This window comes from Bacillus cereus group sp. MYBK245-2, assembly GCF_051916145.1.
Taxonomy (GTDB): Bacteria; Bacillota; Bacilli; order Bacillales; family Bacillaceae_G; genus Bacillus_A; species Bacillus_A pacificus.
In genome coordinates, this window is the sequence record NZ_JBQAGB010000002.1 from 74,326 (window position 1) to 91,625 (window position 17,300).

The following is a 17,300-nucleotide window of genomic DNA, read 5'->3' on the forward strand; positions in this document are numbered from 1 at the left end:
TGGTAGGAGAGGGAGATTTCGTTCATATTTTAAAAGGCCAAGCATACACTTGTACAAAAAGTGCCAAAAGGACGTGGGGGGAAATATGAGACGAATTTGTGTAATCATTACGCTTCTTATTATGTACGCAAGCGTTATACCAATTCCTACATATGCAAAGATGACCAGCAATGTTAGTGCTCGAAATGCTGTATTAATGGAGCAACAGTCAGGTCGCGTATTATACGGAAAAGCAGAACATGAGCCGCAAAAGATTGCTAGTATAACAAAAATTATGACTGCCTTGTTAGCTGCTGAGTCAGGAAAAATGAAAGAAATGGTCTCGGTTAGTAATGAAGCAGTGAGAGTAGAAGGCTCAGCAATTTATTTAAAGCCTGGACAGAAAGTAAAATTAGAGGATTTAGTATACGGACTCATGCTTAGATCTGGTAATGATGCAGCACAAGTAATTGCTGAAAATGTAGGAGGGAGTATAGAAGGGTTTGTATATTTAATGAATGAAAAGGCGAAACAAATTGGAATGAAAGATACTCACTTTTCAAACCCACATGGTTTGGATGGAGATGGATCCCATTATTCGTCGGCCTATGATATGGCACTTTTAACAAGGTATGCAATGGGGAACGAAACCTTTAAGAAGATTTTTGGGACAAAAACGTATAAATCAGATTCGTGGGATTATCCGTGGAAAAACAAACATAAACTTGTGACGTCTTATTATGAATTTGCAACAGGAGGAAAAACGGGTTTTACGAAGAAAGCAGGACGGACGCTTGTTACAACAGCATCAAAAGATGGACTAGATTTAATTGTCGTGACTTTGAGCGCTTCTAGCGATTGGGATGATCATATGAATTTATTTGATAAAGGTTTTGAACGTTTCAAACAAACAAACGTTGTAGGACAAGGAGCTCTTGCTGAAATAACTGAAAAGAAATATGCCAATCATGTTTATACGAAAAATAGTTTTGCGGTACCTTTAACTGAGCAGGAAAGAAAGAATGTCGTATTAAAAGTTGAACTCGATAAAAGTGCGAAACTTAAGGATGGAGTAAAGGTTGGAAAGACAGAAATTTATGTTGGCAATGAGAAAGTTGGAGAACGAAATTTATTTTATAGTAAACGAAAGTTAGTAGCTACAACGGGAGTGTATTGGAATAATGTGAAAGAAATTTTTTCTCATATGATAGGTGTTGGAAGCGATGGTTAATCTCGTATGGGTAGCGATGGCAGTCATAGGGATTGTATATGCCATGATAAATGGAACGATGGAAGCAATCAATAAAGCAGTATTTGATGGAGCAAAAGACGCAGTAACAATTTGTATAGGGCTCATTAGTGTTTTAGTATTTTGGCTCGGTTTAATGAAAGTTGCAGAGGAAGCAGGGTTGTTAAAAAAGTTAGTGTCACTTTTTATGCCGATAGTAAAAAGATTGTTTCCAGAAATACCAAAGGACCATCCGTCAATGGGATTTATTTTATCGAATATGATGGCTAACTTTTTTGGGTTAGGTAATGCTGCGACCCCTCTTGGTATAAAAGCGATGGAACAATTGAAAGAGTTAAATGGGGGAAAGGATTCGGCGAGCCGTTCTATGGTGACGTTTCTTGCGTTAAATACATCAGCGATTACTTTAATTCCTACTACTGTCATTTCGATTCGAATGACGTATGAATCAGCGAATCCAACTGAAATTGTTGGGGTAACATTCATTGCACAAGTACTCTCTATGATCGGAGCGATTTGGATTGATCGCTATTTTTACCGAAGAAGGAGTAGGAAGGGGCGGAAAAAATGAGTATTGTTAATACGATATCATTATGGGTAATCCCTTGTGTAATTGGTTTTATTCTTTTATATGGAACGATAAAGAAAGTGCCGACGTATGAATCGTTCGTTGAGGGGGGAAAAGAAGGAATTCAAATTGCAATCTCTATTTTACCGTTTATGGTTGGAATGCTCGTATCTATTTCTATATTTCGAGCTTCAGGTGCATTGGATGCAATGATATCAGTAATGAAGCCGATGTTAGATTTAATTCATGTCCCAGCAGAAATTGTTCCACTGGCACTTATACGCCCTATTTCGGGCTCTGCTGGTTTAAGTATTACGACCGATTTAATTGCCACATATGGACCAGACTCATTCATTGGGCGATTGGCTTCTACGATGCAAGGGAGTACAGATACGACTTTTTATATTTTAACAGTATACTTCGGAGCTGTTGGAATTAGAAAAATGGGAGATGCATTAAAAGTAGGACTTTTTGCTGATTTAATCGGAATTATTTGTTCGATTGTGTTTGTTTCTTTAATGTTTAAGTAATACTATTCATTTTTTATGCTATTTCGCTTATAATACGTATACGACCACTATTAAGGTGTTGCTTAATAGTGGTTTTTTTATGCGGTATTTTTGACAAAATAATGAACTTTTATTGTGAGCAATATGAAAAATATGGACAATAATAAAAGGTAAAACCATGATTTGACCTTTATATGTTTATTATCATCGCTATGTTGTTTAAGTAAGAGGAAGCGAAAAGCCGTTAAGCGTATGCGGTTGCCAAGTCTTTCTAATGTAAGGTAAGATAAATTCGAGGTGAAAAAAAGAAATGGAACGATTACAAAAAGTGATTGCGCAAGCAGGTATTGCATCGAGAAGAAAGGCTGAGGAATTAATTCAGCAAGGAAAAGTGAAAGTTAACGGAAAAATAGTGAAGGAGTTAGGAACGAAAGTAACTCCTCAAGATAAAGTAGAAGTGAATAACATTCCTCTTGAAAAAGAAGAACCTGTTTATTTTTTACTATATAAACCAACTGGCGTAATTTCAAGTGTATCAGATGATAAAGGAAGAAGTGTTGTAACAGACTTTTTCCCGGAAATTACACAACGTTTATTCCCAATCGGACGATTAGATTATGATACGTCTGGCGTATTATTAATGACAAACGATGGGGACTTCGCAAATGTATTAATGCACCCTAGATATAAAGTTGAAAAAACATATGTTGCAAAAATAAAAGGTCCTCTAACAGGTGAGAAAATTCGCATGTTAGAACGCGGTGTTATGTTAGAAGACGGAAAAACAGCACCAGCGCGTGTGAAAATCATTTCTTGGGACAAGCGTAAAGAAATGGCGATTGTACAATTAACAATTCATGAAGGTCGTAACCGTCAAGTACGTCGTATGTTTGAAGCTTTAGACTGTAAAGTAGTGAAACTAAAGCGTGAACGCTACGCCTTTTTAGAAGTGGGTAGCTTGCGACCTGGTGATGCAAGAGAATTGACACCGCATGAGGTGAAACAATTACGTGCATTGGCTTCTACAAAGCCTCGCTAATCGATATTGTGAAACTTTCACCAGTGGAATGCTCCGCTGGTGATTTATTAAAAATACATATATTCATCACTCGTCGAAGAGAGGGGAAACAATATGAAAAAAAATCGCTTATTATTTCGCGTTATTATTCTGCTCATTTTAAGCGGTGCTGTAGGATTTACACTTTATCAAGGATATTTCTCTAAAGAAGAGAAAATGGAAATTGGAAAAGAAGCACCTAACTTTGTTGTGACAGATTTAGAAGGAAAGAAAATTGAGCTAAAAGATTTTAAGGGAAAAGGTGTATTTTTAAACTTTTGGGGTACGTGGTGTAAACCTTGTGAGAAAGAAATGCCTTATATGAATGAACTATATCCAAAGTATAAAGAAAAAGGCGTTGAAATCATTGCGTTAGATGCAGATGAAACGGATATTGCTGTTAAGAATTTTGTGAAACAATACGATCTTAAGTTCCCCGTTGCAATCGATAAAGGTGGAGAAATTATAAAAACGTATGGAGTAATACCATTACCAACAAGCTTCTTGATTGATAAAGATGGTAAGGTGATTCAAGAGATTAAAGGTGAACAAACGAAGGAACAATTGGAGGAGTATTTAAAGAAAATCACTCCGTAATAAAGAAAACCTTTACATACAAGGCGCTTACCTATAGTGCCTTCGGTTTAAAAATTCTGAGTATTGCGGTAACTTGAGGTTAGAATATACAATAGTACATATAGATACAGGGGCGGTGAGAGTGTTGAAAGAAATTAAATGTGAATGTGGACATGTGAATCCGATAGGAACTGTTTTTTGTGAAGCTTGTGGGAAACCATTTGAAAGCAATGAAAATATAAAACTATTGGATATGCGCTATGAGGGGAGTGCTCGGAGATCTCTCACGCAAACAAAAACGATTATTGATAAAATTTGGAGCTTTTTCTCTTCTGTAAAAGTGGGTGTATGGCTCATTGTAATCACTTTAGCTGCATCGGCGATAGGGACTATTTTTCCGCAAGAAATGTACATAACTCCAGGAATTGCACCAGCTGAATATTATAAGCAAGAATACGGATTTTTAGGGCAATTATACTATCAATTAGGCTTTAATAATTTATACGGTTCATGGTGGTATATGATGTTAATTGCTTCAATTGGTATTTCTCTTGTGATATGTAGCTTAGACCGTGTCATTCCACTTTATAAAGCTTTAAAGAAGCAAGGGGTAAAAAGACACCCTAGCTTTTTAAAGAGACAAAGATTATATGGCACTGGTACACCGCAAGAGGGAGATTTTGAAAAAGTTCAAAAGAATTTAAAGAAAACGAACTATAATGTGAAAGTGGAAGACGGAAACGTTTTAGCAGAAAAGGGACGTTTCTCGCGTTGGGGTCCATATGTAAATCATATCGGTCTTATTATCTTTTTATTCGGTGCGATGCTTCGTTTTTTACCGAGTATGTATGTAGATGAAACGCTTTGGTTACGTGATGGTGAAACGAAAGAAATACCAGGGACGGATGGCCAATATTATTTAAAAAGTGAGAAGTTTATAAAGGAAGTTTATGATAAAAGTAAGGACAAGGAAGTTTTTGATGAAGCAATTGACCGTGTAGGTGATAAAATGATTGCGAAAAACTTCCAAACGAATGCCGTATTATATAAAGCGGTAGGTGAAAAGATAGCTGGACAAAAACCAAAATTGGAAAAAGTAAAAGAAGTTGAAATTCGAGTAAATGAACCGCTGAAATTTGATCAATTTGCTGTTTATCAATTGAGTTATAGAGAAAATGAATTTAAAAGTATGTCCTTCCGTTTGCAAAATAAAGAAAATAATCAAAAGTGGGGACCGATTAAAGTTGATTTAACAAACCCTGCAGAAAAATATGATTTAGGAAATGGTTATTCTTTAGAACTATTAAGCTATTTCCCTGATTTTTATTTTGATGAGAATGGAAGGCCAAATACAAAAACAAAATTACCAAACAACCCTGCATTTGTATTTAAAATGTTTACGCCTGAAACACCAGATGGTGAAGTGAGTTTTGTTGGTATTCAGCAAAATATAGAACCTGATGGAAATAATAAATATAAAATGTCGTTTGCAGGCGTGGAAATGCAAAATGCAACAGCACTTACTGTAAGGAAAGATTTAACGCTTTGGATTCTCGGTATTGGAGGATTTATATTTATGGTTGGTGTCATTCAAGGAATGTATTGGAATCATCGCCGTATTTGGATACAACGCGTTAATGATGAATGGTGGATTGCAGGACATACGAATAAAAACTGGTTCGGTTTAAAGAAAGATATTGAAAGAGTACTAGAAGGTACAGCAATTCCGCAACCAAATGATAAAGTAGTCGATAAAAAAATTAGTTAAGGTGGGGAAACGATATGGTGCAAATAAGTAGTAACTTTCTCTTTACCGCATTTATTTTATATTTAATTGCCACTCTATTTTTTGGGGGAGCAATTAAAGAAAAGGGTCATAAATGGGCAAACGTAGGAATAACGATTACAATTTTAGGGTTTATTGCACAAACAGTTTATTTTGTAACAAGGTGGATCGCATCAGGTCATGCGCCAGTTAGTAACTTTTTTGAATTTGGTACGTTTTTCGGCATGATGCTTGTCGGAGCATTTATTGTCATGTACTTTATGTACCGCGTAAGTATAATCGGACTATTTGCATTACCAGTTGCGCTTTTATTAATTGCTTATGCAAGTATGTTTCCGAGGGAAATATCACCGCTTATTCCATCTTTAAAAAGTAATTGGTTACATATTCACGTGACGACTGCGGCTGCAGGACAAGCAATTTTAGCAATTAGTTTTATTACGGGCGTTATGTATTTATTGAAAAATGTAGATCAATCAGTGAAAAGTAAACGTACATTTTGGCTAGAGACGGTAGTATTCACACTTGTTTGTACAGTTGGGTTTATTGGAGTAACAACGGTATATTCTAGTATGAAATATGAAGCGAAGTTTCAATGGATTGATAAAAATGAACAACAAGTGGAAATGAAATACAATCTTCCGGCTTTAGTGGGGCCGCATGAAGGGAAGTTACTGACAGAAAATAAATTAGAGCCGACAGTTGAAGTTCCGGCGATTGTAAATGCGAAAAAATTAAATACTGTTATTTGGTCAATGTTAGTTGGAACGTTACTCTATATCGTATTAAGGCTAATTTTACGTAAACGAGTATCAGCGGCACTTCAGCCGTTAGTGAAAAATACGAATAGCGATTTGTTAGATGAAATAGGATATCGTTCTATTGCAATTGGATTCCCAGTTTTCACATTAGGTGCATTAATTTTCGCCATGATTTGGGCTCAAATAGCGTGGACACGTTTTTGGGGCTGGGATCCGAAAGAGGTTTGGGCACTTATAACTTGGCTCTTTTATGCGGCGGTATTACATTTACGTTTATCAAAAGGGTGGCACGGAGAGAAGTCAGCATGGTTAGCGGTAATTGGTTTTGCAATCATTATGTTTAACTTTATTGTAGTAAACTTAATTATCGCGGGTTTACATTCATACGCATAGAGAAATAAAATAGGAGAGTGTATGTCACTTTCCTATTTTATTTTTGTCAACTTTTCTTCTTTTTTGAGAAAAACATGACAAAGTAGCGGTTGATTTTGTAAAATGATGTCGAGGACATTATATACTGTTCAAAAAAAATACATAGTTTTGGAAAAAAATTGAACAAACTTTATTATTCTTGTGAAGCATAATATGGGAAGTGAAACATTTAGAAGATTGCTTAAATAAACGAGAATAGCGCAACATAATAGTATAGAAGGGTAGGTGTGAACCGTTGTGGTAAAAGTACGCAACGGGTAGAAATGGAAAATGAATCAAGAATTTTAATTGTAGACGATGAGGATCGTATTCGTCGTTTGTTGAAAATGTATTTAGAGAGAGAACAATACACAATTGAAGAAGCAGACAATGGTGATACAGCTTTAGAAATGGCGCTGCAAAATGATTATGATTTAATTTTATTAGATCTTATGATGCCGGGTAAAGATGGTATCGAAGTATGTAAAGGGGTTCGTGAGAAGAAAGCGACGCCAATTATTATGTTGACAGCAAAAGGTGAAGAAGTAAATCGAGTACAAGGGTTTGAGGTAGGAACTGATGATTATATTGTGAAACCATTTAGCCCACGTGAAGTAGTGCTTCGAGTGAAAGCGGTCTTACGCCGTTCTGTACCAACAACATTCTTTACACAAGATACAACGACAAAAGATGTTACTGTATTCCCTCATTTAACAATTGATAATGATGCACACCGTGTTACAGCAGATGGTAATGAGGTGAACTTAACACCGAAAGAATACGAATTACTATTATTCTTAGCGAAAGCGCCTGATAAAGTATTCGATCGTGAGCAATTGCTAAAAGAAGTATGGCAATATGAATTCTTCGGAGATTTACGTACAGTTGATACGCATGTAAAGCGTTTACGTGAGAAGTTAAGTAAAAAATCACCCGATGCTGCGAAGATGATTGTTACCGTTTGGGGAGTAGGTTACAAGTTTGAGGTTGTGAACGACTGATGCTTTGGAGAAGTGTAGTAGGGAAGTTATGGATGACCATATTACTTCTCGTTTCGTTCGTGCTTGGATTTGTTGCGATTTTACTTTCACAGTTTTTTAGAACATATTATGTTGATATGAGTGAAGCTAGGCTTCAAAAAGTTGCAACAAGTGTTTCAGAGTTAATTGAAGAAGGTGCCGATGTAAAAACGATTGAGAATATCGCATACAAATTCTCTGATCCACTTTCAAGGATCATTATTGTAGAAGATGGAAAAGAAATATCTTCTTCACCGAAACAAGAAGGATTAGTCACTCTTACAATGGATGACTTAAAAGAAGATAAAGAATTAGCGGCTGTGTTTACAGACAAAAAAGAAATTAAGAATAACATTAGAAAAGCCTCTAATAGTAGAAAGAATAAAAATACTGAAAATGATATTATGATTGTCGGAAAACCAGTACAGTCAAAAAATCAAAGTGCAGTGTTTGTATACGAATCTTTACAAGTGCCGATACAAGGTATGGAAAGAACGACTGATTTTATATTCTTATCAGCAGGGATTGCGATTATATTAACAACTTTCTTTGCATTCTTCTTATCTACTCGAATTACAGCACCGCTTCGTAAAATGCGTGAGGTTGCTTTTGAGGTATCGCGTGGGAAGTTTGATGCAAAAGCTCCTATGGTATCCCAGGACGAGATTGGTGAGCTTGCAACAGCCTTAAATCAAATGGGGAAACAGTTGAAGTTTAATATGAATGCCCTGCAGCAAGAGAAAGAACAGTTAGCTAGTATTTTAAGTAGTATGGCAGATGGGGTTATTACATTAAATCAAGAGGGTGAAGTCGTTGTAATCAATCCGCCGGCTGAACATTTCTTACAAGTTTGGCAAGAAGAAAAAGAGATAGAGCTCAGTAAAAAACTACCTTCTGAACTTGTTGAACTATTCCATCTCGTTGTAGAAAGCGAACAACAACAAGTGGTTGAAATTAATTTACAAAAAGGTAACTATGTAGTTCTTATGACGCCGCTTTACAATCAAACGAAAATTCGTGGGGCTGTAGCTGTATTGCGTGATATGACGGAAGAACGCCGTCTTGAGAAAATGCGCCAAGACTTTATTGCGAACGTATCACATGAACTTCGTACACCGATGGTCATGCTCCAAGGGTATAGTGAAGCAATTTTAGATGATATTGTGCAAACAAAAGAAGAAATTAACGAGTTTGTTCAAATCATTTATGATGAATCCGTTCGTTTAGGGAAACTTGTAAATGAATTGTTAGATTTAGCGCGTATGGAAAGTGGTAATGTAGAGTTACATATAGGTGAAGTTGATATTCATCCTTTCGTTGAAAAAATAAGTCGTAAATTCCAAGGAATTGCAAAGGATAAAGAAGTCGCGTTAACGGTTGATTTCAAAAATCCAATTGAGCAATACCCGTTTGATGCAGATCGTATGGAACAAGTATTGACGAATTTAATTGATAACGCAATACGTCATACGAACGCAGGTGGACATGTAACGCTTGTAATTGATACGAAAAATAATGGTCTTATTTTTGAAGTACAAGATTCGGGCGCTGGTATTCCAGAAGAAGATATTCCATTTTTATTTGATCGTTTCTATAAAGCTGATAAAGCAAGAACACGTGGGAAAAAAGGTGGAACAGGACTCGGGCTTGCGATTGCAAAAAATATTGTGCAAGGCCATGATGGGAAAATTGCTGTTTCAAGTGTCGTTGGAGAGGGAACTACATTCTCTGTATATTTACCGAATCGTATAATTTAGATATACGTTTTTAAAGTTGATAATGAATAAAGTTCTACTGTTGTTTATTTTTTTGTAAAATCAATTAAATAAATAATAGTAGAACTTTTTTTCTAACTTAGTCGAATGAAGAATGATGAGAGGGGTGTCGTAAAGCGATGAAATTATATACAAAAACAGGAGATAAAGGGACAACAAGTGTAATAGGCGGCAGAGTGGATAAAGATAATATCCGAGTTGAAGCATATGGCACAATAGATGAGGCGAATTCTCATATTGGATATGCGATGACTAAACTACAAGGCGGGTCTTTCGGAGATATTTACAATGAACTTGAAACGATTCAACATGAACTATTTGATTGCGGGGGAGACTTGGCGATAGTAGGCGAGAAAATTCCTTATAAAGTAAAAATTGAAATGGTCGAAAACTTAGAAAGTAGGATCGATTCGTATACAGAAGAAGCACCGCCACTAGAACGGTTTATTTTACCAGGTGGAAGCGAGTCGGCAGCTGCTATTCATATTGCACGTACAGTTGTAAGGCGAGCAGAACGATGTATCGTGTCCCTGCAAAAAGAAGGAGAAATAAATGAAGTTGTTCTAAAGTATGTAAATAGATTATCTGATTATTTATTTGCAGTAGCTAGAGTAATAAACGCTCGATTACAAGTAAAAGATGTAGAGTATAATCGCAGTGCAATCGTTTTTCGTGATAAGAAAGAGAAGGAAGTGGAGTGATTCACTTTCTTTTTTTGTATAGTTTTTTCTGTAATATACCAAAATAGAGAAGGTATGGTCGTAATTAGAAAACGGAGGATGTATATGAAAGCTTTAAAATATGGCGTCATGTTATTGACAGTACTATTTTTATCTCAATTACATGTGTACGCAGAGGGAAATCAATGGGCATGGCCTGTTGAAGGACAGATAAGTGATTATTTTGGAACAAGGCACGGAAAACACTACGGTATAGATATAGCGGCACCGATTGGCGCGCCTGTGTCAGCTATTCAAGAAGGTAAGGTAACAAAGTCTTATTATTCAAGTAGTTATGGAAACGTTGTTTTTATTAAACATGGAGAATATGAGGCTGTGTATGCACATTTAAATAAGAGATATGTAGTTCAAGGGGATTATATTTCAAAAGGAGAAATAATTGGAGAAGTAGGAAATACAGGAGAATCCCGAGGTGCACACTTACATTTAGAAGTTCATCAAGGAAGATGGACGATGGCAAAAAAGAATGCGATGAATCCATTGCTTGTTTTACATGAACAAAGAAATGAAGCAGTTTCTTCATCGTTATACGTCGTCCAAAAAGGCGACACTCTAGTTAGCATTGCGCGGAAATTTAGAATGTCAGTTAAGGAAATTCAAGAAAAAAATGGGTTGCAACAAGAGCTGATTTATCCAAATCAACAATTATATGTAAAGTAAAAAAAGAGCTAGTTAAAACTAGCTCTTTTTTACCAAAAAATAAAGACACATATAAATCCAGAAATAGCTAAGTAGCTATATAAGTAAAATACTTTCGCTCTTGTTTTTTCGTTTGTTCGAAATAGTACAATAGTCGGTTCAATTAAACCAATTGTCAAACAAAGTAAACCAAGAAGCATACAACCGATTGAAATAGAGTACAGGGCGATTTGTGGTCCTTGAAATGGAATCATCCATTTTAATAAAAATGCAATGAGTGCAGTATAGCAAATGCTGCCGATGTATTTATTCAACGGTGCATTAGAACGGAAACCAGGAAGCTTTTTTAAGAAAGAGCGGGAAACAACTTCAATTTGTAAAGATGTATGCTCTTCTATTATTTTTTGAGCTTCTTTTCCTTTTTGGAAAAGGGATAATATCCAGTTTCGCTCACCTTGAAAAATAAATTGTGAAGTTGTCAAATAATGATCAACCTTTACTTTATTCCAACTCTTCCATGGATGACGCTCACATAATTTTAATTTACTTTCTGACTTTTTATCATACTGATAAATACTGATGCCATCTTCATCGAAAGCAGCATAGTATGTCTCGCTTGAGAATGTGCCTAAATCAATTGGACAGTAGAAAAGTAATTCTTTTTTTAAGTAAAAGTATTCTTTCCTTAAGTTTTTTTTCATTGTTTCTCGAATAGAGTGTCTCTTTTCTTTCTTCATGACATTTCCTCCATAATCCAGAAAATGTTCTTATCTTAACAATTCAACATCTTATCACTTTTAATTATATATGACTAGGGGATTCATAGGAGAAATGCCGAATACTAAAAAATATGGAGTGTATTGTAAAATATAATGAATGATTTTGATTATGTAAAATTAATAACTTATTTTTAATAAGTTACGATTTTTTTGTTCACAATACGATCATGTTGTTGTATAATGAAGTAGAAAATAGAATATCGGTCTATCTTCGGGGCAGGGTGAAAATCCCGACCGGCGGTGATGAACTATATGTGATTTTGTTCTAAGCCCGCGAGCCGTTAAGGCAGGATTTGGTGTGATTCCAAAGCCGACAGTACAGTCTGGATGGGAGAAGATGGAGGTTCAAGCGTTCAAAAAAGATAGGTATTTGAACGTCTGTTTGATGTGCCTTAAATTCTCCCTTTGTGTAAAACACAAAGGGTTTTTTCGTTCTATGAAAAAGTAGGCATAGCAGAACCTTTCCACTTTCCATGAGATGATCGATGGAAAAGGAGAGAGAAAGATGAAACAAAAAAACAGTGTAGTGCAGATGGTGAGTGTAGCAATGCTAAGTAGTATTGCATATTTACTGATGATGTTGGATTTCCCATTCCCAGGGCTTCCGCCATTTTTAAAAATTGATTTTAGTGATGTGCCAGCTCTAATTGCTGCGATTATTTTCGGGCCAGTTGCAGGGGTAATTGTAGAAGCGATAAAGAATATTTTACATTACGGGATTCAAGGGAGTTTAACGGGAGTACCAGTTGGAGAAATTGCTAACTTTATTGCAGGATGTTTATTTATTGGACCAGCAACTTTCTTATTTAGGAAGTATCGTACTGTTAAGAGTTTAACGACAGGATTAATGCTAGGGACAATTACAATGGCGCTCATTATGAGTGTATTAAATTACATCATCATATTCCCAGCTTACACTTGGTTTTTAAATTCACCAGCTATGTCTAGCGAAGCGATAAAAACAACGGTTGTAACGGCAATCTTACCATTTAATTTGATTAAAGGAATTGTTGTAACAATTGTATTTGTAGCGTTATTCTCACGCCTGAAAGTATGGGTATTTGCAAAAATGAAAAATGCATAAATATAAAATAAAACCATTAGTAGTATACAACTACTAATGGTTTTTTATTAAGGAGACTGAAAATAGAAAACAAAAAATACCCCTCAAATGAATGAGAGGTATTTTTTGAAGTTAATAAAAGACTATTCGAATTTTAAAGCATCGCCGTCGAATGATTCGTCAGCAACTTTAATTGAGTCAGTTGGACAACCTTCGAATGCATCCATCATATCTTCAAGTAATACATCTGGAATTTCAACGATACCTTGGTTATCGTCTAATGTTACGAATGCAATACCTTCATCATCATAGTCATAAATGTCTGGTGCAGCAGCGCCACAAGCACCACATGCAATACAAGTATCTTTATCAACGATTGTATATTTTGCCATCTTTTTTCCCTCCTGATAATATGTATGTGAAAAGCTCGCCATAAAAATTATAACCTTATTGTAAAACGGTTTTTAAAACTTTTCAACATAAAATTATAATGATAATCCTTATCAATTAGAGTGTCAACTAATTTTTGCATTATGTCATAAGATTTTCAAAATACGTAAATGTTATTTCGTTTGGTACAATATAATATATACAGGTATATATTGCCCATATGATAAGTTTAATGAGTAACGGTAGATGGCGCAATCATATCAAAAGTAATTAAGTTAGATTGAAAGGTGGAAGCGGTAATGCAACTACAATATACTGTATTGTATTGTTTAAAACAATTGAATGGTGAAAGAACCGTTTCTTCTATTTATTATTTATTAAAGGGAAAACGTTCTTCGCAAACGTTACAAGATGGAAATATGTTCCGAATTTCTTTTTTGTTTGGAATATATAAATCGTTAAATAGAAATGAATATGATCGTGAAGTTGCAAAGTTGTTGCAAGCAGATTTGATTCAAGAAATACATGAAAATACATATTTGTTAACACCTAAAGGTAAAATGCAGTTACATACATGGGAGGAAGGGTATGCTTTTCCAGCCCATTTGCATGGTTTGCACTATGGTGAATTAGGTGAAACGTTTTGGAAAAGATTATCTTTAATTATTCAAACTGTATCTAATTTACAACAGAATAATACGAAGTTTATTCCTATTCAACAAGATACAGAAATAATGGTGTGGGTGAAGCGATTTTTAACAGGTATGCCGTATAGGCGAAGTGAATTGGCGAAAAGATTATGGAAAGAAATACATAATCTTTTAGGGAAATGTGATGTGATAGAAGCAACGATTGTAACATATAGATTAACAGGATATGAACGTATCGGTTGTACATTGCAGCAGTTAGCGGAAATTACGAAACGAGATATTTTCAGGGTATATTTCTTATTTTGGGGTACAATTCATTTCCTTATACAAGAAGTTCGCGATAAAGAAAATGAATTTCCGTTATTAGCTGAGATTATCTCTTATCCAAATGAGAGAGCTGAATTATTTAGTTTATCAACGAAAAAAACATATAATTTTTGGAGACAAGGGCGCTCATTAGAAGAAATAGCGACAATTAGAAATCTAAAGGTTGCAACGATAGAAGATCATTTTGTTGAAATTGCTTTGCGTGAAAGAGATTTTTCTATCGAGATGTTTATGGAAAAAGACAAAATAGATAAAGTAACAGAAGTAATTGATGCATTACAAACACGTAAGTTGCGTGAGTTGAAACAAGCTGTTGGAGAGGGTATCTCTTATTTTGAAGTTCGTCTTGTATTGGCGCGGATGGAGGGTATAAATGAAACTTGAGGAATATTTATATAGGTGGTTTGGATATTCTGAATTTCGTCCAGGTCAAAAAGGGGTAATTACAGATTTATTGGAAGGAAAAGATGTTATAGCGATGCTTCCGACCGGAAGAGGGAAGTCTATGTGCTATCAACTTCCAGGGCTCATGCAAGAAGGGACAGTACTTGTTGTATCACCATTATTATCTTTGATGGAAGATCAGGTTACACAATTAAAATATGTTGTGAAAAACCGAGTGATAGCATTTAATAGTTTTCGGACATTGCATGAAAAAAGAGAAGCAATGAAAAGGTTAGCTTCCTATAAATTTATTTTTGTTTCACCTGAGATGTTGCAGTCGGAATTGTTAATAAGAGAATTGAAGAAAGTTCATATTTCATTATTTGTTGTGGATGAAGCTCATTGTATTTCGCAATGGGGTTATGATTTTAGACCAGATTATAAAAAACTAAATGTAGTTATTGAAAATATCGGGTCTCCTACGGTGCTAGCATTAACTGCAACAGCGACGAAAGATGTACTCCGAGATATAGCAGAGAGTTTGAATTTGGAGAATGTGACGCAGCATGTGTATTCTATTGATCGTCCAAATATAGCAATGGAAGTACAATTTGTGGAGACGATAGAAGAGAAGAAAGAGGCGCTTTTGGAACAGGTGATGTATTTACAAGGGCCGGGGATTGTATATTGTTCAAGCAGAGCATGGACAGAACGTTTAACGGAATATTTAAGGGGAAAAGGCGTTACTGGTGTCGCTTTCTATCATGGTGGTATGGAACATGAAGAGCGCATGTTAATTCAACAGCAGTTTATGAATGACCAGTTGCAGCTTGTAATATGTACAAGTGCTTTTGGTATGGGAGTAAATAAATCAAATACGAGATATATTATTCATTTCCACTATCCGACTAATATAGCTTCTTATTTACAAGAAATCGGAAGAGCTGGAAGAGATGGTGAACCTAGTATAGCTATTTTACTATGCAGTCCGTTAGATCACGATTTACCAATTTCAATCATTGAAGATGAATTGCCAAGCCAGTCACAAATACAATTTTTATTTTCTTTACTGCAGGAAAGAATGTTTCAAACAAAAGAATTACCAATAGAAGAGGTAGAAGAAATTTGTTATAATGCAGCAAGATTTAATGAACAATATTGGCGTTTCGTCCGCTATCATCTTGAAAAGCTTGGAATCATACAACAGAGAAAATTAATATTAGAGAGCTTGTCAGATGAAATTATGACAAGATTAATAGCTGAAGTAGAAATCAGGCTACGTAATAAATATAGTGAGCTAGAAAACATGAAATCATGGATACAAGTGAAAGAATGTAGACGTGAATATTTGCTGCGACAGTTCGGTTACAGAAAAGAGGGCGAGTTAAAGAATTGCTGCGACTATTGTCATATTACAAAAACAGATTATAAAAAAAGACAAGCGCAACAATCGGATTTCGACTATAATTGGGAAACAGAGTTACAAAAGCTTTTCGGTCTAGAAAAGATGGGGGAATGATGAACATTCAAAGGCATAATATTGAAGATATGAGTCCGAAAGAAATAAGGTTGAATCTGTATATCACACAGTTCATTATTATCGGTATCGGTTGTTTACTAGCATATATACTATTCCGAGATATAAAGTCGGTGTATAGTCTGTGGAAATGGGAACCGGTGTCTATACTTATAATAGGTGGCTTGTTAGCGATTGGTATTGTGTTATTAGATTATGTTGCAATGCGAGTATTTCCAGAGTCTTGGTTTGATGATGGTGGTATTAATGATAGGATGTTTCAAGGGATGTCAGTTATGCATCTACTTGTTATTACATTCATTATCGGCTTTGCAGAAGAATTTTTATTTAGAGGTGTAGTGCAGACGCACTTTGGAATTGTAATAGCGAGTTTCGTATTTGCAGTATTACATATTCGGTATATAAAAAAGCCATTTTTGTTTTGTTTCGTCTGTTTCATTAGTTTTGTTTTTGGCTATGTATTTGAATGGACAGGAAATTTGTTTATAACAATCTTTGCACACTTTCTTGTTGATTTTATAATGGGGCTCCAATTAAGAAAATAAATGGAAGGTGGTGGTGAACAACATGAGAAGACGAATTCCTGATTTTGAAGAGGAATTAGAAGTTGAGCGAGTGGAAGAAAAAGAAGGTTTACCGCCGCGTAGTGAAATTCATAGAAATAAAGAGAAAAAACAAAAGTTTAAAATGAATCATATTTTCGTCCGAGTTTTAACATTTCTATTCATATTACTACCAATTAGTATTTTATGGTATACGGATAAATATATTCAGGTGAAAAGTGATGGTAATAACGCTGGAAAAAGTGCATTTGAGGTCATTTTCTTTGATTCAGCTAAATCTCAGTCCGAGGCATCATCTGAGAAAGTTGTCACACATACGGTGAAAGAGGGAGAAACCTTAGAAAGTATAGCAAAGCAATATTTTTCAGATGAAACTGGGATCGAAGTGATTAAAAAGTATAATGATTTACAAAAAGATGAAGTGAATGTAGGTCAAGAATTAAAAATTCCGATAAAAGATAAGTCCACGAAGCGAGAGAGTTAGTAAAATACTTACTATAAAAACTGGGAATTATCTTTATGAGGAAGGGAGTAAAAA

18 protein-coding genes and 1 riboswitch are annotated in these 17,300 nt (G+C 35.2%); of the genes, 16 read left to right on the forward strand and 2 right to left on the reverse strand.

Translation table 11 applies throughout. The annotated features are described in order from the left end of the window. The first annotated feature begins 85 nt into the window (after window positions 1-85). The 11 genes from dacB to ACTFRN_RS05205 all read left to right on the forward strand — a co-directional run bounded on the left by dacB (window position 86) and on the right by ACTFRN_RS05205 (window position 11,090). The gene (gene dacB, locus ACTFRN_RS05155; RefSeq protein WP_001252623.1) at window positions 86-1,210 is read left to right on the forward strand and encodes a D-alanyl-D-alanine carboxypeptidase DacB; all 1,125 of its coding nucleotides are present in this window, start codon (window positions 86-88) and stop codon (window positions 1,208-1,210) included. Then, a complete protein-coding gene (gene spmA / locus ACTFRN_RS05160; RefSeq protein ID WP_000247807.1) occupies window positions 1,203-1,799 on the forward strand; it encodes a spore maturation protein SpmA in 597 nt (198 codons plus the stop codon). Before dacB ends, spmA begins: the two co-directional genes overlap by 8 nt. Beyond that, window positions 1,796-2,326, forward strand: coding sequence for a spore maturation protein SpmB (spmB, locus tag ACTFRN_RS05165; RefSeq protein WP_000029511.1), 531 nt, complete (start codon window positions 1,796-1,798; stop codon window positions 2,324-2,326). The genes spmA and spmB overlap by 4 nt, the downstream gene beginning before the upstream one ends. Window positions 2,327-2,615: 289 nt before the next feature. After that, window positions 2,616-3,344 carry a 23S rRNA pseudouridine(2605) synthase RluB gene (gene rluB / locus ACTFRN_RS05170; RefSeq protein ID WP_000440555.1) on the forward strand — a complete coding sequence of 243 codons (729 nt, stop codon included), beginning with the start codon at window positions 2,616-2,618 and terminating at the stop codon, window positions 3,342-3,344. A gap of 93 nt (window positions 3,345-3,437) precedes the next feature. Then, window positions 3,438-3,959, forward strand: coding sequence for a thiol-disulfide oxidoreductase ResA (resA, locus tag ACTFRN_RS05175; protein ID WP_000742210.1), 522 nt, complete (start codon window positions 3,438-3,440; stop codon window positions 3,957-3,959). 121 nt (window positions 3,960-4,080) lie between these two features. Continuing rightward, on the forward strand, window positions 4,081-5,706 hold the full coding sequence (gene resB / locus ACTFRN_RS05180; RefSeq protein WP_000910531.1) for a cytochrome c biogenesis protein ResB: 1,626 nt from the start codon (window positions 4,081-4,083) through the stop codon (window positions 5,704-5,706). A 14-nt stretch (window positions 5,707-5,720) separates the two neighbouring features. Further along, on the forward strand, window positions 5,721-6,878 hold the full coding sequence (gene resC, locus ACTFRN_RS05185; RefSeq protein WP_000250095.1) for a cytochrome c biogenesis protein ResC: 1,158 nt from the start codon (window positions 5,721-5,723) through the stop codon (window positions 6,876-6,878). A gap of 302 nt (window positions 6,879-7,180) precedes the next feature. Further along, window positions 7,181-7,897 carry a DNA-binding response regulator ResD gene (gene resD, locus ACTFRN_RS05190; RefSeq protein ID WP_000426862.1) on the forward strand — a complete coding sequence of 239 codons (717 nt, stop codon included), beginning with the start codon at window positions 7,181-7,183 and terminating at the stop codon, window positions 7,895-7,897. Then, entirely contained in the window at window positions 7,897-9,672 is a 1,776-nt protein-coding gene (gene resE / locus ACTFRN_RS05195) for a sensor histidine kinase ResE (RefSeq protein WP_000964684.1), read from the forward strand. Before resD ends, resE begins: the two co-directional genes overlap by 1 nt. A gap of 137 nt (window positions 9,673-9,809) precedes the next feature. Further along, a complete protein-coding gene (locus ACTFRN_RS05200; RefSeq protein ID WP_000781287.1) occupies window positions 9,810-10,391 on the forward strand; it encodes a cob(I)yrinic acid a,c-diamide adenosyltransferase in 582 nt (193 codons plus the stop codon). Between the two features lie 84 nt (window positions 10,392-10,475). After that, window positions 10,476-11,090, forward strand: a complete 615-nt coding sequence (locus ACTFRN_RS05205; protein WP_000645699.1) for a peptidoglycan DD-metalloendopeptidase family protein — start codon at window positions 10,476-10,478, stop codon at window positions 11,088-11,090. A gap of 29 nt (window positions 11,091-11,119) precedes the next feature. Here the strand turns inward: ACTFRN_RS05205 and ACTFRN_RS05210 are convergent, their stop codons facing one another. Beyond that, window positions 11,120-11,806, reverse strand: coding sequence for a hypothetical protein (locus ACTFRN_RS05210; RefSeq protein WP_000711802.1), 687 nt, complete (start codon window positions 11,804-11,806; stop codon window positions 11,120-11,122). Window positions 11,807-12,051: 245 nt separating this feature from the next. Beyond that, window positions 12,052-12,191, forward strand: a riboswitch (FMN riboswitch). Between the two features lie 162 nt (window positions 12,192-12,353). Between ACTFRN_RS05210 and ACTFRN_RS05215 the strand changes: the two genes are divergently transcribed. Beyond that, entirely contained in the window at window positions 12,354-12,932 is a 579-nt protein-coding gene (locus ACTFRN_RS05215; RefSeq protein ID WP_000810858.1) for an ECF transporter S component, read from the forward strand. 122 nt (window positions 12,933-13,054) lie between these two features. Here the strand turns inward: ACTFRN_RS05215 and ACTFRN_RS05220 are convergent, their stop codons facing one another. After that, a complete protein-coding gene (locus tag ACTFRN_RS05220; RefSeq protein WP_001151996.1) occupies window positions 13,055-13,303 on the reverse strand; it encodes a ferredoxin in 249 nt (82 codons plus the stop codon). 297 nt (window positions 13,304-13,600) lie between these two features. On the opposite strand from ACTFRN_RS05220, the gene ACTFRN_RS05225 reads away from it, so the two are divergent. Genes ACTFRN_RS05225 through ACTFRN_RS05240 form a run of 4 tightly spaced genes read left to right on the forward strand, consistent with a single transcriptional unit; the run spans window position 13,601 to window position 17,246 of the window. Continuing rightward, entirely contained in the window at window positions 13,601-14,662 is a 1,062-nt protein-coding gene (locus ACTFRN_RS05225) for a helix-turn-helix domain-containing protein (protein WP_014893181.1), read from the forward strand. Further along, window positions 14,652-16,181 carry a RecQ family ATP-dependent DNA helicase gene (locus ACTFRN_RS05230; protein WP_000762989.1) on the forward strand — a complete coding sequence of 510 codons (1,530 nt, stop codon included), beginning with the start codon at window positions 14,652-14,654 and terminating at the stop codon, window positions 16,179-16,181. The genes ACTFRN_RS05225 and ACTFRN_RS05230 overlap by 11 nt, the downstream gene beginning before the upstream one ends. Next, window positions 16,181-16,744, forward strand: coding sequence for a CPBP family intramembrane glutamic endopeptidase (locus tag ACTFRN_RS05235; protein WP_001025765.1), 564 nt, complete (start codon window positions 16,181-16,183; stop codon window positions 16,742-16,744). The genes ACTFRN_RS05230 and ACTFRN_RS05235 overlap by 1 nt, the downstream gene beginning before the upstream one ends. Before the next feature lie 22 nt (window positions 16,745-16,766). Next, window positions 16,767-17,246, forward strand: coding sequence for a LysM peptidoglycan-binding domain-containing protein (locus ACTFRN_RS05240; RefSeq protein WP_001254344.1), 480 nt, complete (start codon window positions 16,767-16,769; stop codon window positions 17,244-17,246). Window positions 17,247-17,300: the final 54 nt, after the last annotated feature.

Bases quoted from the DNA above. Each gene is read 5' to 3' on its own strand.
- ACTFRN_RS05210 (WP_000711802.1), bottom strand. From the start codon at position 11,806: ATGAAGAAAGAAAAGAGACACTCTATTCGAGAAACAATGAAAAAAAAC.
- ACTFRN_RS05225 (WP_014893181.1), top strand. From the start codon at position 13,601: ATGCAACTACAATATACTGTATTGTATTGTTTAAAACAATTGAATGGT.
- ACTFRN_RS05205 (WP_000645699.1), top strand. From the start codon at position 10,476: ATGAAAGCTTTAAAATATGGCGTCATGTTATTGACAGTACTATTTTTA.
- rluB (WP_000440555.1), top strand. From the start codon at position 2,616: ATGGAACGATTACAAAAAGTGATTGCGCAAGCAGGTATTGCATCGAGA.
- spmA (WP_000247807.1), top strand. From the start codon at position 1,203: ATGGTTAATCTCGTATGGGTAGCGATGGCAGTCATAGGGATTGTATAT.
- ACTFRN_RS05200 (WP_000781287.1), top strand. From the start codon at position 9,810: ATGAAATTATATACAAAAACAGGAGATAAAGGGACAACAAGTGTAATA.
- resC (WP_000250095.1), top strand. From the start codon at position 5,721: ATGGTGCAAATAAGTAGTAACTTTCTCTTTACCGCATTTATTTTATAT.
- ACTFRN_RS05220 (WP_001151996.1), bottom strand. From the start codon at position 13,303: ATGGCAAAATATACAATCGTTGATAAAGATACTTGTATTGCATGTGGT.
- ACTFRN_RS05215 (WP_000810858.1), top strand. From the start codon at position 12,354: ATGAAACAAAAAAACAGTGTAGTGCAGATGGTGAGTGTAGCAATGCTA.
- resA (WP_000742210.1), top strand. From the start codon at position 3,438: ATGAAAAAAAATCGCTTATTATTTCGCGTTATTATTCTGCTCATTTTA.
- spmB (WP_000029511.1), top strand. From the start codon at position 1,796: ATGAGTATTGTTAATACGATATCATTATGGGTAATCCCTTGTGTAATT.
- ACTFRN_RS05240 (WP_001254344.1), top strand. From the start codon at position 16,767: ATGAGAAGACGAATTCCTGATTTTGAAGAGGAATTAGAAGTTGAGCGA.
- ACTFRN_RS05235 (WP_001025765.1), top strand. From the start codon at position 16,181: ATGAACATTCAAAGGCATAATATTGAAGATATGAGTCCGAAAGAAATA.
- ACTFRN_RS05230 (WP_000762989.1), top strand. From the start codon at position 14,652: ATGAAACTTGAGGAATATTTATATAGGTGGTTTGGATATTCTGAATTT.
- dacB (WP_001252623.1), top strand. From the start codon at position 86: ATGAGACGAATTTGTGTAATCATTACGCTTCTTATTATGTACGCAAGC.
- resD (WP_000426862.1), top strand. From the start codon at position 7,181: ATGGAAAATGAATCAAGAATTTTAATTGTAGACGATGAGGATCGTATT.
- resE (WP_000964684.1), top strand. From the start codon at position 7,897: ATGCTTTGGAGAAGTGTAGTAGGGAAGTTATGGATGACCATATTACTT.